The organism is Micromonospora sp. DH13, from assembly GCF_020873825.1.
Taxonomy (GTDB): Bacteria; Actinomycetota; Actinomycetes; order Mycobacteriales; family Micromonosporaceae; genus Micromonospora; species Micromonospora haikouensis.
Genome location: NZ_JAHWGR010000035.1, coordinates 12711 through 28048, shown reverse-complemented (window position 1 = coordinate 28048; position 15338 = coordinate 12711). Strand labels below are relative to the sequence as shown.

The 15338-nt window shown below is 75.4% G+C and carries 12 protein-coding genes and 1 pseudogene; 3 read left to right on the top strand and 10 right to left on the bottom strand.

The window, feature by feature from the left end; translation table 11 throughout:
* Nucleotide 1: 1 nt before the first annotated feature.
* Both LPA42_RS27080 and LPA42_RS27075 read right to left on the bottom strand, forming a co-directional pair.
* Nucleotides 2-745, bottom strand: coding sequence for an ABC transporter ATP-binding protein (locus LPA42_RS27080; RefSeq protein WP_077937362.1), 744 nt, complete (start codon nt 743-745; stop codon nt 2-4).
* Between the two features lie 34 nt (nt 746-779).
* Complete coding sequence (locus LPA42_RS27075; protein ID WP_077937363.1) at nt 780-1319, bottom strand: PadR family transcriptional regulator; 540 nt, start codon at nt 1317-1319, stop codon at nt 780-782.
* Nucleotides 1320-1538: 219 nt separating this feature from the next.
* Between LPA42_RS27075 and LPA42_RS27070 the strand changes: the two genes are divergently transcribed.
* Nucleotides 1539-2648, top strand: a complete 1110-nt coding sequence (locus tag LPA42_RS27070; protein ID WP_077937364.1) for an FAD-binding oxidoreductase — start codon at nt 1539-1541, stop codon at nt 2646-2648.
* 100 nt (nt 2649-2748) lie between these two features.
* Here the strand turns inward: LPA42_RS27070 and LPA42_RS27065 are convergent, their stop codons facing one another.
* The 7 genes from LPA42_RS27065 to LPA42_RS27035 form a co-directional block, all read right to left on the bottom strand.
* Nucleotides 2749-3372: a LuxR C-terminal-related transcriptional regulator gene (locus LPA42_RS27065; protein WP_077937365.1), complete on the bottom strand. Its 624-nt coding sequence runs from the start codon at nt 3370-3372 to the stop codon at nt 2749-2751.
* 80 nt (nt 3373-3452) lie between these two features.
* A complete protein-coding gene (locus tag LPA42_RS27060; RefSeq protein ID WP_228986943.1) occupies nt 3453-3773 on the bottom strand; it encodes a hypothetical protein in 321 nt (106 codons plus the stop codon).
* 11 nt (nt 3774-3784) lie between these two features.
* Complete coding sequence (locus LPA42_RS27055) at nt 3785-7054, bottom strand: right-handed parallel beta-helix repeat-containing protein (RefSeq protein WP_077937366.1); 3270 nt, start codon at nt 7052-7054, stop codon at nt 3785-3787.
* Nucleotides 7051-9531, bottom strand: coding sequence for a hypothetical protein (locus LPA42_RS27050; RefSeq protein WP_228986942.1), 2481 nt, complete (start codon nt 9529-9531; stop codon nt 7051-7053). The genes LPA42_RS27055 and LPA42_RS27050 overlap by 4 nt, the downstream gene beginning before the upstream one ends.
* A gap of 225 nt (nt 9532-9756) precedes the next feature.
* Nucleotides 9757-10419: a response regulator transcription factor gene (locus LPA42_RS27045; protein ID WP_077937371.1), complete on the bottom strand. Its 663-nt coding sequence runs from the start codon at nt 10417-10419 to the stop codon at nt 9757-9759.
* Entirely contained in the window at nt 10416-11642 is a 1227-nt protein-coding gene (locus LPA42_RS27040) for a sensor histidine kinase (protein ID WP_077937372.1), read from the bottom strand. The genes LPA42_RS27045 and LPA42_RS27040 overlap by 4 nt, the downstream gene beginning before the upstream one ends.
* Nucleotides 11620-12486: a hypothetical protein gene (locus LPA42_RS27035; protein ID WP_144082614.1), complete on the bottom strand. Its 867-nt coding sequence runs from the start codon at nt 12484-12486 to the stop codon at nt 11620-11622. Before LPA42_RS27035 ends, LPA42_RS27040 begins: the two co-directional genes overlap by 23 nt.
* Before the next feature lie 303 nt (nt 12487-12789).
* Here LPA42_RS27035 and LPA42_RS27030 point away from each other — a divergent pair, with 303 nt between their 5' ends.
* A complete protein-coding gene (locus LPA42_RS27030; RefSeq protein ID WP_228986941.1) occupies nt 12790-13704 on the top strand; it encodes a BTAD domain-containing putative transcriptional regulator in 915 nt (304 codons plus the stop codon).
* Between the two features lie 30 nt (nt 13705-13734).
* Nucleotides 13735-14700 carry a GlcNAc-transferase family protein gene (locus LPA42_RS27025; protein ID WP_077937375.1) on the top strand — a complete coding sequence of 322 codons (966 nt, stop codon included), beginning with the start codon at nt 13735-13737 and terminating at the stop codon, nt 14698-14700.
* Nucleotides 14701-14831: 131 nt separating this feature from the next.
* On the opposite strand, the pseudogene LPA42_RS27020 reads toward LPA42_RS27025, so the two are convergent.
* A pseudogene (locus LPA42_RS27020) lies at nt 14832-15338 on the bottom strand (type VII secretion system-associated protein); the annotation flags it as partial.

Below are 15338 nucleotides of genomic sequence, written 5' to 3'. Positions count from 1 at the left end.
CTCAGCGCCCCCCGCCGTAGACGGTGCCGGTGCCCGCGCGGCCGGCGGTGCCGGCGGCGAACCGGCTGTCGTCGGCGAACGCCCCGTCCCGCATGGAGATCACCCGGTCGGCGACCGCGGCGATGCGCGCGTCGTGGGTGACCACCACCAGAGTCTGCCCCGCCGCGCGCAGCTCCTCGAACAGCCGCAGCACCTCCAGGGTGGCGGCGCTGTCCAGGTTTCCGGTGGGCTCGTCGGCCAGCACGACCAGCGGCTCGTTGCTCAACGCCCGGGCGATCGCGACCCGCTGCCGCTGCCCGCCGGACAACGCCGACGGCAGGTGCCGGGCGCGGTCGGCGAGCCCGACCCGGTCCAGCAGGTGCAGGGCGCGTTGCCGGGCCCGGCGGGGAGACCGCCCGGCCAGCAGCGCGGCCAGCTCGACGTTCTCCACGGCGGTCAGCTCGTCCATGAGGTGGAACGACTGGAAGACGAAGCCGATGTGCTGTCGCCGCAGCCGGGCGAGGGCGCGTTCGCTCATGGCGTCGACCCGCTGCCCGGCCAGCACGATCTCGCCGTGGGTGGGGCGTTGCAGCCCGCCGAGCAGGTGCAGCAGGGTCGACTTGCCGCAGCCGCTGGGACCCATGATGGCCAACGTCTGCCCCGCAGGCACCTCCAGGTCGACGTCGTCGACCGCGCGCACGAGGGCGCTGTCCCGGCCGTACCACCTGCTCACCGCGCGGGCCCGCAGCACCGCCGGCCCGGTCATGCGGCGCCACCCGGCGTGCCCCCGCTGCCCTCGGTCATCGCTTTCCCTCCTGCCCGGCCTGGTCACGCCCGGTCCAGGTCCGCTCGCACGCTTCCAGCCACTCCAGGTCGGCCCGCAGCCGCAACACGACCCCCTCCAACAGCAACCCGACGACCGGGTCCACCGCCCGGTCCAACGCGGCCCGCTGGGCGTCGCGCAGGCGGCGCAGCACCTCACGCCGCTGCGCGTCGACCAGATCCACCGGGTCGGCGAGCCGGGCGGCAGCGGCGGCCACCAGCTTGAGGTGGAACTCGGTGAGGTCGGGCCTCGGCCAGTGCACCTCGGCCAGCCAGGCGGCGACCCGCTGCTGCCCGGCCGGGGTCAACGCGTAGACCCGGCGGTCGGGCCGGTCCGGCAGCCCCTCCACGCGCTGCGAGGTCACCAGCCCCGCCTTGGCCAGCCGGGTCAGCGTCACGTAGATCTGCCCCGCGTTCATCGTCTCGCCGAGGGGGCCGAGCGCGGCCCGCAACCGGCTGCGCAGGTCGTAGCCGTACGCCGGCTCCTTGGCCAGCATGGCCAGCACCACGTCCTGCACCCGGCCCCACCCTTCGTAGACCGGTAATAGATAACTGTTAGCTATCGGGGGTGTCAAATCGCCCTAGGGTGGGGTGGTGGACACGGGACAGGTCCGGCGGGCGTACGCGTCCCTGGCGGAGCTCTACATCGGACTGTTCGGGACGACCCGACAGGTGCACCCCGTCCCGCTGCCCCCCGTCAGTGACCCGACCTGTCCCCGGAGAGAAACGGAACCCAGATGGCTGAGCACGTAGTCGTCATCGGCGCCGGCGTCTATGGCGCGGCGGTGACCGCCGCGCTGACCCGGCGCGGCGCCCGCGTCACCGTCGTCGACGCGGCGGCGCCGGCCGGCGGCACCTCCGGCGCGACGTTCTCCTGGACCAACTCCTGCGGCAAGCAGCCCCGGCCGTACCACGACCTGAGCGTCGCGGGCATGGCCGCACACCGCAGGCTGGCGGCCGAGGTGCCCCTGAGCGACTGGTACCACGAGGGCGGCAACCTGGAATGGGCCGACGACGAGGCCGGGCGCGCGAAGCTGCGCCGGAAGGTCGACGGCGTCCTCGACTACGGCTACGAGGCGCGCTGGCTCACCCGGGCGCAGGCGCTGCGCCTGGAACCGGACATGAACCCCGCCGAGCTGCCCGACGACGGGATCGCCTACTTCCCGCAGGAGGGATGGATCGAGCCGACCCGGCTGATCGGCCACCTGCTCTCGGCCTCGGTCGTCGCCGGCGCGGAGCTGGTGCGCGACGACGCCGTCACCGGCCTTGAGGTGGCGGACGGCCGGGTCCGGTCCGTGCACCTCGCCTCGGGGCGGAGGATCGTCGCGGACGCGGTCGTGAACTGCGCGGGGCCGGGGGCCGACCGGATCGCCGGACTGGCGGGCCTGACGCTGCCGATGCGCAACACCCGGGGCGTGCTCGTCTACACGTCCCCGGCCGCGGTCGCGGTGTCCCGCGTCGTCCACGCACCCGGTGTCCACCTGCGCCCCGACGGCGGCGGACGGCTCCTGCTGCACACCCACGAAATCGACGGCGCGGCGCACCTCGACGACAGTGGCGAGATCAGCGTCGACCAACCGGCGGTCGACAGGGTGCTCGCCGCCGGCCGCGCGTTGTACCCGGGGCTGCGGGACGTGGTCGTGGAGAGCGTGCGGGTCGGCGAGCGCCCCATCCCCGGTGACGGCCTGCCGGTGCTGGGCCGCGTGGTCGACCTGCCCAACTTCCACTTCGCCGTCTCACACAGCGGGGCGACCCTGAGCGTGCACGCCGGCGACCTGGTTGCCGCCGAGGCGCTCGGCGAGAACCGGGACGACGCCCTGGCCGCGTTCCGGTTCGAGCGGTTCTGACCGGCACTGGTGGCCCGCCGCTCGTGCGGGGAGCAGCAGTGATCCGGCGCCGTTGCGCACGAGCCGCGACGCGGGGGCGACCCGCAGCCGACGGCAGCGGTCAGATCATCCCGGCACGGAGGGCGTACGCGACCGCGTGCGAGCGGTTCCGCAGCTTGAGGCGGTGCGTGAAGCCGTAGATGACGTTCTTGACGGTGCGTTCGGAATAGCAGAGCCGGCTGGCGATCTCGTTGGTGTCCAGGCCCTCGGCCATCAGGCGGAGCACGTCGATCTCCCGCGCGTTCAGGCCCGAGGCGGTCAGGCCGTGCGGGGTGAGCACGTCGCGCTGGAGCCGCTCGATGTGCTTGAGCAGCTCGCCGACCAGGTTCGGGGGCATCACCCCGCCGCCGTCGCGGGCCGCCACCAGGCTGTCGACGAGCCGGTCCGTGGTGATCGCCGCCCGGGGCTGGATCGCCACCACCCGGCAGTCGACCGCCGTGATCAACTCCGTCTGGCTGATCTCGTTGGCGATCAGGACGGCGGGCGTGCCGGATCCGGCCGCGTTGCGCCGCAGCACCGCCACGACGTCGGTGGTGAGCCGGTCGGCGACGACGAGCAGCACGTCGGCCTCGTCCTGCCGCCCGTCGTCGAGCAGGGTCACGTCGGCACGATGCCGAAGGTAGTCGCCGACGCCGGCCCGGCTCAGCGGATCCGTCGCGTGCACGGCGACCCTGACCTGTTCCACAACAACCTCCCGGTGACTCGGCACGCGACCAAGTCTCGGCAGGGCGTCTTCACGAACCCTTCACGATCCCGGCGGGCGGCTCACCGCGGCGGCCGGCGGGCGAGCCGGAGGGCCTCGATGTACTTGGGTAGCTCCCGGGCGGCGTGCTCCAGCCGGCCGGGCGTCAGCTGCTCGGCGAAGACGACGTCCACCACGGCCTGGGCGAGCCCCGGCGGCAGGTCGCACACGGCGGGACGGGCCCCGCCCTCCCACACCCGCAGGATCCGCATCCGCTCCACGACGACGTCCAGCGTGCGCCGCAGCCCGGCGACGGCCTCGTCGGCCACCGCCGCGTCCAGCTCCAGGCGGCCCTGCGTGGCCAGGGCGAGGAACAGGTCCCCGGCGAAGTCCTCGGCGTCCAACGGGCCCGCCCTCAGCCGACCGCGGCCAGGCCGCCCGTCGGCTGCGGGCTCCAGCTCACGCCGACCAGGTCGGCCACGGCGAGGGTACGCGACGCGGCGGTGCGGGCCAGGCCGGCGGCGAGCAGGTGCGCGCCGCGTACGGTGGGCTCGGCCAGCCGCGCGGCCAGGTCCGCGATCGCCGCGCGGACGTCGTCGGGCACCTCGTGTCCCCGGCGCAGCAGCTGCCGTACGGCGATCTCGCCCAGCTCGGCGGCCGAGTGCGGCGGCACCCGCCAGTGCCGGCCGAAGGCGTCCGCCAGCCCCGGCACCCCGTCGGTTGCCGGCTCCTCGCCGATCAGGACCACCAGCGGGTCGGCCGGGTTGTCGCGCATCTCGTCGACCAACGCCTCCAGCACCTCGGCGGCGGCCTCGGCGCGGGCGTGCTCGACGACGAGCACCCCGCCCCGCGCGTCGCGGACCGCCGCCCGGACCAGGTGGCGGGCCTGGCCGGGCCACTGCGGCGCGAGCTCGCCGGCCACCGACACCCGGACCAACTGGCCGGTCGACACCAGGCCCAGCTCGGACAGCGCCGCGGCGTAGTGCCGGGCGTACTCGGTGCGGCCGTCGCCCCGCCGGCCGGTGATGACGACGTTGCCGGCCCTGCCGATCGACCGGTGACGGCCGCGTAGCCGGCAGAGCTCCACCAGGGTCGCCGCCGCGGCCTCGCGCACGGCCTCGCCGCCGACCAGCTCGCCCATCCGCCGCCAGCCGTGGGTCGCGTCGACCGCGCCGGCCGGGTCGGTCGCCGCGTCGGGCGCGGCGTCGGCCGGCGTCGGCAGCTCGTCGAGCAGGGCCAGCTCCGGCCCCAGGTCGGCAGCGGTCAGGCGGTTCAGGGCGACGTCCCGGCCCGGCGGCAGGGCCGCCAGCCGGGACGCCTGATTGTTGATCATCGCCTCGAACAGCTTGCGGGCGACCCGGCCGTTGCCGAACGTCGGCCCCTTCGGCACCCGCTCGAAGTAGCGGGTCACGGCGTCGTGGGCGTCGTCGGTCAGCTCGTAGTAGTGCTTGGCGCACAGGTTCGACGTGATCGTGACCAGCTCGTCGACCGAGTAGTTCGGGAACTCGACGGTCCGGGTGAACCGGGAAGCCAGGCCGGGGTTGGAGTCGAGGAACCGCCCCATCAGCTCCGAGTAGCCGGCCACGATCACGACCAGCTCGTCGCGGTGGTCCTCCATCATCTTCATCAGCGCGTCGATGGCCTCCTGGCCGAAGTCCGGCCCGGACCCGCCCGAGCCGGCGGAGAGCGTGTACGCCTCGTCGACGAACAGGACCCCACCCAGCGCCCTGGTGACCAGCTCGGTGGTCTTGATCGCAGTCGATCCGATGTACTGCCCGACCAGGTCCGCCCGGGCCGCCTCGACCAGGTGTCCCTTGGTCAGGACGCCGAGTTCGGCCAGGACCGAGCCGTAGAGCCGGGCCACCGTGGTCTTGCCGGTGCCCGGCGGGCCGGCGAAGACGAGGTGCCGGCTCATCGGCGGCATCGGCAGGCCCATCCGCTGCCGCGCCTGCGCCATCCGGATGAGGTTGACCAGGGCGCTGACCTCCTGCTTGACGCCCCTGAGCCCGATCAGGCCGGCGAGTTCGCCCAGCGCCCCGGCCGGCGACTCCGCGCCGGGCGGTGGGGTCGGCGGCCCGTCGTCGGCCGGGGACGCGTCGGGCGGGCGGGGGGAGTGGCCCGGCGCGCGAGCGGGGTCCTCCGTGTCCCGCAGCGCCACCCGGGCGTCCGCGCCGCGGCGCAGGTCCTCCCCGGCGCTGCCCCGCACCGTGCAACGGGTCAGCTCGACCGGCAGGCCGGTGTCGACGCCGACCCCGTCGCCGGCGCTGTCCAGCACCTCGCACTCGGTGAGGCTGCCGCTGCTGCCGGGGCCCAGCAGCACGCCGGTGCCGCCGGCGTCGCGGATCCGGGTACGAGTGGCCGTGAGGACCACCCCGTCCCCGGCGGTCAGCGCGGTGCCCGATGCCGCCACGATCTCGCAGTCGCGTACGGTGACGGTCGCCGCGTCCACGGCGAGCAGTCCGGCGCCCCGCAGCCGGGCCGATTCGAGCCCCAGGGTGGACCCGCCGCCAACCGTGACGGCGTGCTCGCCGCCGCCGGAGAGCCGCGCGTCGCACACCGTCGCGACGCCCCCGCCGCGGACCTCGACGGCGACCCCCGCGCCGCCGTCCACCCGCAGGTCCGTGCCCTCGACCGTCGCGCCGTCGACCAGCAGGCCGGCGCCGGCGAACCAGTCCGCGCGCAGCCGCCCCAGCTCGACGTCGGCGCCGCCGACGACCCTGGCGACGTGTTCGCCGGTGCCGTGCACGGTCAGGCCGTCGAACCGTGGCCGGCTCCCGCCGTCGGCCTGGACGCCGACCGGGGAGTCGGCGACCGTGCAGTCGGTGAAGCGGGGGCGGGCGCCGCCGGTGACGTGCACGGCGGCCCCGCCCGCCGAGCGGAAGAGGCAGTCGTGGAAGTGCGGCGTGGCGCCGTCGGCCACGTGCGCCGCCTGCACCTGCGCGCCGGCGAACTCGGAGCCCGTGACCGTCACGTCCACCTCGCCGCGGACGTAGAGGTCGACGTTGCGGCTGTCGCGCACGGTGAGCCCGGTGACCCGGGCGTGCCCGCGCTGCTCCACCACCAGCGCGGGCTTGCCCGCACCGGTGATCTCGCACTCCTCGATGACGCAGCGGGCGTCGCCGTTGACGCAGATGCCGTTGTCGCCGGGGCTGCGCACGGCGCTGCGCCGCAGGGTGAGCACGCCCTTCTCGGCGACCACGATGCCGGACGAGCTGACGTCGGTGACCACCGTGTCCTCGACCGTGCTGAGCCGCTCCGAGGTGACCACGATGCCGGCGCCACCCGTGCTGCCGACCGTGCAGCCGTGCAGCGCGATGGAGCCCTCGTGCCGGGCCAGCAGCGCCACCCACGCAGCACCCCGGACGGTGCAGTTGTCCAGCGCGACCTGCCCGGAGTGCACGTCCACGGCGGCGAGCCGGTCGTCCGCGCTGGAGAGCACGATGCCGCGCAGTTGCGCCCCCGTGCCGTTGCCGACCAGGACGCTGCCCTCCTCGACGTGCACCTCGACGGTGCCGACGCCGTCCTCGGCGACGATCGTGACGCTGTTGCCGACAACGAGCCTCTCGCTGTAGCGCCCGGCGTGCACCGCGATGGTCGTGCCCGGGCGGGCCCGCGACAGCGCGGAGCCGATGCTCGGGTACGCGTTCGGGCGGCCGCCGCCGACCACCAGCACCTCGCCGCTCATCGCGCCGCACCGCCGACGAGGCCGGGCAGCGCGGCGAATCGGCCCGCCGCCCCGGGGCCCACCCGCGTGGCGGGTTCGGCCCCGGCCCACCGGTCCACCCCGCGCCGCAGCGTGGTCAGGGCCAGCTCGTCCAGGGACAGCCGGTGGGGGTCGACCCGCCCGTCGGGGTCGATCTCGTTGGCGCCGAGCTCCCGCATCATGACGTGACCGCGCCGGCCGCCCTCAGGGCGGCGTACCTCAAGGATCTTGAAGCTGGTGCCGGGCACGAACAGCACGCGGTCGTCGGCGCGTTCCTCGCCGCCGGGTTCGAGCAGGGCGGTCCGGCGCGCGGTCATCGACCACAGCAGCACGTCCACGTCGCCGTCCTGACCGGCGCACGGCGCGGTGAGGGCGTTGACGAAGCCCCACTCGGTGACCAGCCCGCCCCGGCGGTAGAGCGCCCACTGGGCGTCGGAGGCCGTGGTCGTGTAGACGGTGGCGCCCCGGTGCGACGGCAGCCGGGACAGGCCGGCAACCGCGCAGCGGGCGAAGGGCACGTGCGGTCCGGGCTCCCCGCTGCGCAGGCCCGCGTCGATGGCCGCGCCGCGCCGGGACAGGTAGAGGCGGACGGCCACCCAGTCGGCCAGGACCTCGTCGACGGCGTGCCCGGCGCTGCGCTGCATCCCCGGATGCTCGGACAGCAACCGGGCCACCGAGCTGGCGAGCTGGTCGAACTCGCGGCTCAGCGTCCGCCGCAGCCAGGCCCGCTCGTCGGTCAGTGGTCGTCCCTCGACCAGCAGCGCCGCCGCCGCCGGAGCGGGGACGGGTTGCCGGCGGACCGGGGCCGGTGCGGGCGCGGGCGGGCGCGGCGTGGGGGCGGTGCCGGTCGCGTCGGAGGCGGTGTCGTGCGGGCGCGGCGTGGGGGGCGGCGGGGCGGACGCCGGTCCGGGCGACACCGGCGCCAGCCCGACCGCCAGCGCGATCGGCTCCGGCAGGGCGGCGATCGGCACTGCTGCGGTCGGCTCCGGCTCGACGGCCGTGACCGGCTCGATCGCGGCGACGACCTCGGCGGCGAGGACCTCGGCGACGGCACCCACGACGGCAGCGGCGGTCCCGATGGTGGGGGCGGGCGGCAGGACCCCGACGGCCGGTGACGCCGGGACGGCCGGGACCGCCACGACCGGCGGCCGATCCCCGTCGGGGCTCAGCGCGCCGAGCGCCGGTCCGGCGGGCCGTGGCTCCGGGGCCAGGGCCGACGCGGGCAGCAGCACGTTGCCCGCCGCCGTGCGCTCGTCGAGCCGGGCCAGCACGTCCGCGGCGAGCTCCCGCATCCGGGCGGCGGTCTCCTCGACCGAGTCGTCGAAGAACAGGGTGCTGTGCTCCGGGTCGACGAACGCGGCGCGGACCCGCTCGGCGTTCGGGGGCACCTGCGGCGGCCGGATCCACAGCCCGGCCTGCACGACCTCGATCACGGCGTCCGCGGCGTACCAGTAGACGCGCGGCTCCACCTCGTCGCTCCAGCGCAGCGGGCCACGGTGGCTGAGCACCACGGGACACCGGGCCGCCGACCGGGGGCGCGAGCGGGGCGCGTATCCGAGTTCGCTGGCGAAGACGGGCCAGCCCAGCGACGCGTCGGCGCGTACGGTGCGGAACTCGGTCCGGTCCGGGGTGCCGATCGGCACCCCGGTGTAGCAGACCACCGTGGACTGGAAGAGGTCGGCGAGCCGCTGGCCGAGGGCCTCGCCGTCGGGCAGGTCGACGGTGCCGTACTGGACGAAGCGGGCCCGGGTGCGGCTGTCCGCGTCGAGATCGCGCCAGAACCGCATGACGTCGTCGAGCGACAACGGCGCGGTGCCGGGGCAGCCGAGGAGCACGGTCATCGTCTCGTGGTGGCACGGCACGCCGCTCACCAGCCGGTCGCGGTGCCGCTCGATCAGCTCCGGCTCGCCGGTGTCGTGGATCCACACGCCGCCCGGCAGCGGCTCGATCTCCCCCGTCGAGCTGGACGCGCGACGCCGCACGGCGGCGGCGTCCCAGGACGGCGCCGGATAGCGCTTCGAGTCCCATTCCGGTGCCCGGCCGGGCCGGAACCGGATCCAGCCGCTGTCGGAGGCGGAGTGGACGAACAGCGATCCGGCCGCCCCCCGGACGAGGGTGCCGTCGGGGGCGACGACCGTGCGGTTGAGCCGCTCGGACAGCCACTGCCCGGCCATCGCCGCCGGCCCGTGCTGGCGACCGCAGGTCATCAGGCGGATGCCCCGGCGGCGGCGGGGCAGCGCCCCGGCCATCGACTCCCACGACGTGATCGGCATCCCGTCGGCGAGGTCCAGCACCACCACGTCGTTCTCGTGGTCCTCGGCCACGGAGAGCGCCAGCGACTGGGCCTCCGGGCTGATCACGCCCTCGGCGTGCAGCACCACGGCGTTGCCCACGGTGTGCCGGACGATGCCTCCGGGGTCCCGGTCACCACGGAAGCGGCCTCGGAGCAGGGATACCACGGCGTTCCACCTTCCGTCGAGGTCGGGTGACGGGCGCACGACCCGCGCGGCTCGCCCGCTGCGGGCCATGCGGCAACCGGACCGTACAAGCGGGGGCCCGGCCGGGTCTGCGCCCCGGCGGCGGGGAGGTACGAGCGCGCAACATGACTGCACGCGAGCGCCAGGCTGGACGAGCGCGGGCCTCGGGGCGGTGCAGAATCAGACCGGCGGGAGCGACGGGGTGGATCAGTGGTCGTGGTTCAGCCAGAGCAGGACGGCCTCGGTGCGGTTCTGGACGCCGAGCTTCGCGAAGACGTGGTTGAGGTGGTTCTTCACGGTCTTCTCGGTGAGCCCCAGCCGGCGGCCGATGGCGGCGTTGGTGATGCCGGTGCCCAGCAGGTCGAGCACCTCCTGTTCGCGCCGGGACAGTCCATACCTGCGCAGCGCCGACTGCCGGGCCAGGTCGCGGTCCCGGGCGTCGTCCGGCGGGGGCTCGTGCCGGCGCAGCGCGGTGACCGCGACGGAGGCCGCGGTGGGCGACAGCCAGCTTCCCCCGGCGGCGACCTCCCGGACGGCGTCGAGCAGGTCGTCCGGCCGGAACTGGCCCCAGACCAGATAGCCGCCGGCCCCGCCGCGCAGCATCCCGGAGACGGTCCCGGGGTCGGTGTCACTGGTCAACGCCAGGATCCTGGTGTGCGCGCTCAGGTCGCCGACGACCGAAAGCCCGTCGGCGACCGGCATGCGGTAGTCGAGCAGCGTCACGTGCGGGCGCAGGCTGGTCACCAGCCGCAGCGCCTCCCGGCCGTCCGACGCCTCGCCGACGATCCGCACGTCGGACGCCGCGGCGAGGAAGCCCCGCACGGCCGCCCGGACGATCGGGTTGTCGTCCACGACGACGAGGTCGATCATGCCGGTCGGTGCGCGGCGACCGGCGCGGGTCGCGGTACGCCGACCTCGACCGTCAGGCCGCGCCCCGGGCTGGAGCGCACCGTGGCCGTGCCGCCGACCGTGCGGGCGCGCTCCGCGATCCCCAGCAGGCCGTAGTGGCCCCTGGCGCGCAGCTCGGTGAGGTCGGCCGGCACGTCGAAGCCCTTCCCGTCGTCCTCGATGGTCAGCCGGAGCACCGTGCCGGTGTGCGCGAGGCCGACCGTCACCCGGCCGGCCTCGGCGTGCCGCTCGACGTTGTGCAGCGCCTCCCGCAGGATCCGGCTCAGTTCGTAGCGTACGGCCGCCGTCGGGTCGACGTCCTCGGCGGTCAGCCGCACCGGCGTCCCCGTGGCCGCCGACCACTCCCGGCAGATCCGGTCGAGGCTGGCGGCGAAGTCCTGGTCGGCGTCGTCGAGGCGGAGCCCCTCGATCAGGTCGCGCGCCTCGCCGGCGGCGGCGTCGGCACCGGCCGCGACGACGTTGGCGAGCTGTTCGGCCAGCTCCGGGCCGCTGCGCAGCGACGCCGGCAGGGCCAGGGCGGCGAAGGAGACCCCCCGCAACGTCTTCGCCACCGAGTCGTGCAGCTCCCGGGCCAGCCGAGCCCGCTCGGAGGCCGCCGCCGACCGCTGCGCGACCCCGATGATGTCGACCAGCATGTCCACGTGCCGCACGGTCGCCTGCGTCACCCACGCGGCGACGATCCCCGTCACGACGGTCGCCATCGGGAACGCCACCACGAACGCGGACACCTCCGACGGCACGTCGTCGGCGCGCAGGATCCGCGCCGCGGCGATGAACCCGAGGAGCGCGTCCACCGCCCACAACGGCCAGGCGCGGGTGCCCAGCAGCACCCCGGCCAGGGCGGCGCCGCCGGCGGCGAACAGGAAGAACGCCGCGCCGCCGGCCTGGAGGGCGAGCACCGCACCGAGCAGCAGCGCGTCGAGGGTGAGGGCGGAGCCGACGAACCGCACGCAGTGGGGGTGCCGGGAGAGCACGGTCACCTCGACGGCGGTCGACAGCACGACGAGGCCGATCACCATCAGCAGCCGGTCCGGGCGCTCGACGATGAGCAGGCCGGCGGCCGAGGCGGTGACCGTGACGATCGCCCGCCCGAGCAGGACGGCGCGGCACAGCGCCGCCACCGCCGCCAGCCGCTCGACCTGGGTGGCCGGGTGGATCCGGTCAGCCGACGATGGCGATGTCATCGAGGTAGAACCGGTTGACTTGTGGGACCTCGTCGGCGGCCACCACCAGGTCGATGCGGGTCAGCGAGGCGGCGCCGGTCAGCTGACCCAGCCGGACCGAGTAGTTGGTCCACCGGTCCGCGCCTGCGCTGACGGTGACCATGCCGCGCCCGGCGGGGGAGACGGAGACCCGCAGGACGGTGCCGTAGTCCCGGCCGCCCCACACCCGGAACCGCAGCTCGTCGTCACCGTCGATGCGGACGGGTCGGGCCGCGATCAGCGCCATCTCGGTCTGCGGCAGCCCCGGCCGGGTGCGCTCCACCCGCAGGCCGACCTCGCCGGTGTCCGGGACCTTCCAGCCGGGCAGGAGCTTCAGCCCGTCGCCGGTTGCCCGCCAGCCGTTGCCGAAACCGGCGTTGTAGACGCCGCAGGAGACCGCCGCGGTGAGGGTGACGTCGTTGCCCTCGGGTTCGGCGGCGCACCGAGGCGTCGTGCCCGACGCGGTCGACCCGGAAGCGGGACGCGACGCGGAGCCGCCGGAGGGCGTGGCCGCGCCGGACCTCGGCGACGCGGCAGCCGACGACGGCACCGGGGTCGGCGAGCCGGACGAGGCCGGTGGGCCGACGGGCGTGCTCGCCGGAGCCGACACCGCCATCGGCGGCGGGCTCGTCGCCGGCGGGTCGTCGTCGCCGCCGGGCCCCATGATCAGGGACGGCAGGGCGATCGTCGCCACGGCGACGCCGACGAGGAGCGCGCCGAGCTGGACGCGACGCTGGGCCTCGCCCCGGGGGAGAATGTGCCGGTCGGACCCGGCGGCGTCCTCTGTGGACGAATCCTTCCCGCCCACATCGTCCCCCGTCCCCATGATTCGGGCACGATACCGGCCGCGGCGGAAGCGGAGCAAGTTGAGCCGGAGCAGATTGACGCGGTGTTTCCGCCCGGTGTCCAGCATGGATGCGAACAGCGCGTTCCCGCCGGAAACTGTCGTCCGGCGATCCGGTGCCGCCATTGCGAAACGACGGCGGGGCCCGAGAATTGGGCCCCCCACAACGACCGCGGTGGGCACTTGGACCCATCGTCGCCGTAAACCGCTGACCTATGTTTTCCGGCGTCCACCCGGCGGTGGCCGGGAAGACGGTTCGTCGAAGCTGCGCAAAGGCGGTCAGCAATGGTGGGGACAGAACAGATGGAACGGGTCGCCGTCGGCGGAGCGGCCGCGGCGCGCCTGCGGGTGTCGGTCCTGGGCCGGCTCCGCGCCTGGGTAGAGGGCAGTGAGATCGACCTCGGCCCGGCGCGGCAGCGGGCCGTGTTCGCGGTGCTCGCCGCCCGCGCCGGCCGGGCGGTCGGCCGGGACGAGCTGGTCGAGGCGGTGTGGGGCGCCTCCCCGCCGGCCACGGCGGTCGGCAGCGTCTACACGTACGTCTGCGGGCTGCGCCGCCGGCTCCAGCCGGACCCGGCCCGCCCCCCGGCCGGCGACCTGCTCACCTCCACGCCGCACGGCTACGTGCTGCGGCTGCCCGGCGACGCGCTGGACGCGGCGGTCTTCGAGCGCTGGCGGGCCGAGGCGGCGGCGAAGGTGGCCGCCGGGGACGCCGAGGGCGCCATCGGGCGGCTGGGCGACGCGCTGCGGTTGTGGCACGGCGACCCCTACGCCGGGCTCCGCGCGCCGCACCTGGAGTGGGAGCGGGAGCGGTTGACCGAGCTGCGGCTGGCCGCCGCCGAGCAGTGGGCCCGGCTGCTGCTCGACCGTGGCCGCGACGACGGGCTGGTGGCCGAGCTGGCGGGCCTGGCCCGCGCCAACTGCCTGCACGAACCCGTCCACGAGTTGCTGGTCCGGGCGCTGCACCGGGCCGGCCGGCACGCCGACGCCCTCGTGGTGTTCCGGCGGCTGCGGCGCACCCTGCGGGAGGAACTCGGCGTCGAGCCCGGTCCGGCCCTGCGCGCCGCGTACCGCCGGGTGCTGGCGGCGGGCGGGCGTCCCCCGGCCCGGGCCGAGGCCGCCCCGGCGTCGGCGGCGCGCGGCCACGGCCGCGACCACCCGGTCCCGTTCCGGCACGACCTCGCCCCGGCGCGCACGGCCTGACCGGGAAGCCAGACCAACCAGGGAGCAGGAATGACCGAACCGGCCACCAACAGGACGATCTTCGTGTCCGTGGCCTCGTACCGCGACCCGGAGCTCGTCGCCACGGTCCAGGACTGCCTGGCCAAGGCCGACCGGCCCGAGAGCCTCCGCATCGGGGTCAACTGGCAGCACGCCGACGGAGAGGACATCTCCGCGCTGCGCGGCGACGCGCGGATCAGGATCGTGGAGTTCGACGCGGCCGAGAGCCGGGGTGCCTGCTGGGCCCGCGCCGAGGTCATGCGGCTCTACGACGGCGAGGACCACTTCCTCCAGATCGACAGTCACACCCGGTTCGCGCCGGGCTGGGACAGCAGGGTGCTGCGGCACGCGGCGGCCACCGGCGCGGCGAAGCCGATCGTCACGTCGTACCTGCCGGCCTACGAGCCGGGCACCGACTGCGACGGCACGGGCGAGCCGACCGTGATGGTGTGCGAGAGCTTCACCGACGACGGCATCCCGCTGTTCGGCCAGCGGGCCATCGACGGCTGGCAGCAGCTCGCGGGCCCACCCCGGGCGCGGTTCGTCTCGGCGCACTTCCTCTTCGCGCCCGGGTCGTTCGTCACCGAGGTCCCGTACGACCCGCGGGTCTACTTCATGGGCGAGGAGATCAGCCTGACCGTTCGCGCGTACACCTGGGGTTACGACCTGTTCCACCTGCCGGACCTGCTGGCCTGGCACTACTACCTGCGGCAGGAGGACGCGAAGCACTGGACCGACCACACCGAGCCCGGGGCGGGCAAGCCCTGGTGGGCGCGGGACCGGGCGAGCCGCCGCCGGGTCGTGACGATGCTGCGCAACGCGACGCCGGGCCCGTGGGGGTGCGGCCCGGCGCGCACGGTCGCCGACTACGAACGGTACGCGGGGATCGGGTTCCGGTCGGGCACCAGCTCACCCGAGTGCCGCTCGGGCGTGGAGCCGTCGTCGGAGGCCCCGGCGGGCGTCGGCGCGGCCGGCTGAGCGCCGTCGCCGGGGCGGGCCGCGTCGCCGTCGGCCGGGGGAGTGTCCCACCGGACGACGGCGACGCGGTCGTCGGCGCGCAGGCAGCGCCCGGCAGCGGCGCTCACCTCCGCGTCGGTCATCAGCACCGTCTCGCGGACGAACTCGCCGGTCAGCCGGGTGGCGGCCGGGCCACCCGGGTTGACCAGCACGTCGACGCCGTCGACCAGCAGGGTCACCAGGTCGTCGAGGTCCCCGCGCCGCCACGCCGGCGGCGCGCTGCGGGCCCGGTGCGCGGGCCCGGTCGCCACCACCACGCAGGGCACGCCGTCGGGGGACCGGGCGACCAGGGGCCGCCCGTCGCCGTCCATGCCGATGTCGAGGGCCGAGTCGCGGAGGACGAGCTGCAACTGTTCCGCGTCGGCCCGGTGGGACATGACGAGCCGCAGCACGGCGTCCAGCGGATCCGTCGGGGCGTTCTCGTCGCTCGGCACGTAACCGGGGTTCGCCCGGAACGCCCCGATGTCGCCGTCGTCGGTCACCGGCCATCCGCCGACGACCACCTCCAGCGGCGGCACCTCCTCGCCCGGCTCCGGCTCCCAGGCCGGGTCCATCAGGAGGAAGTAGTGCGCGGCGTCGTGCGGCAGCTCAGGCTGCAT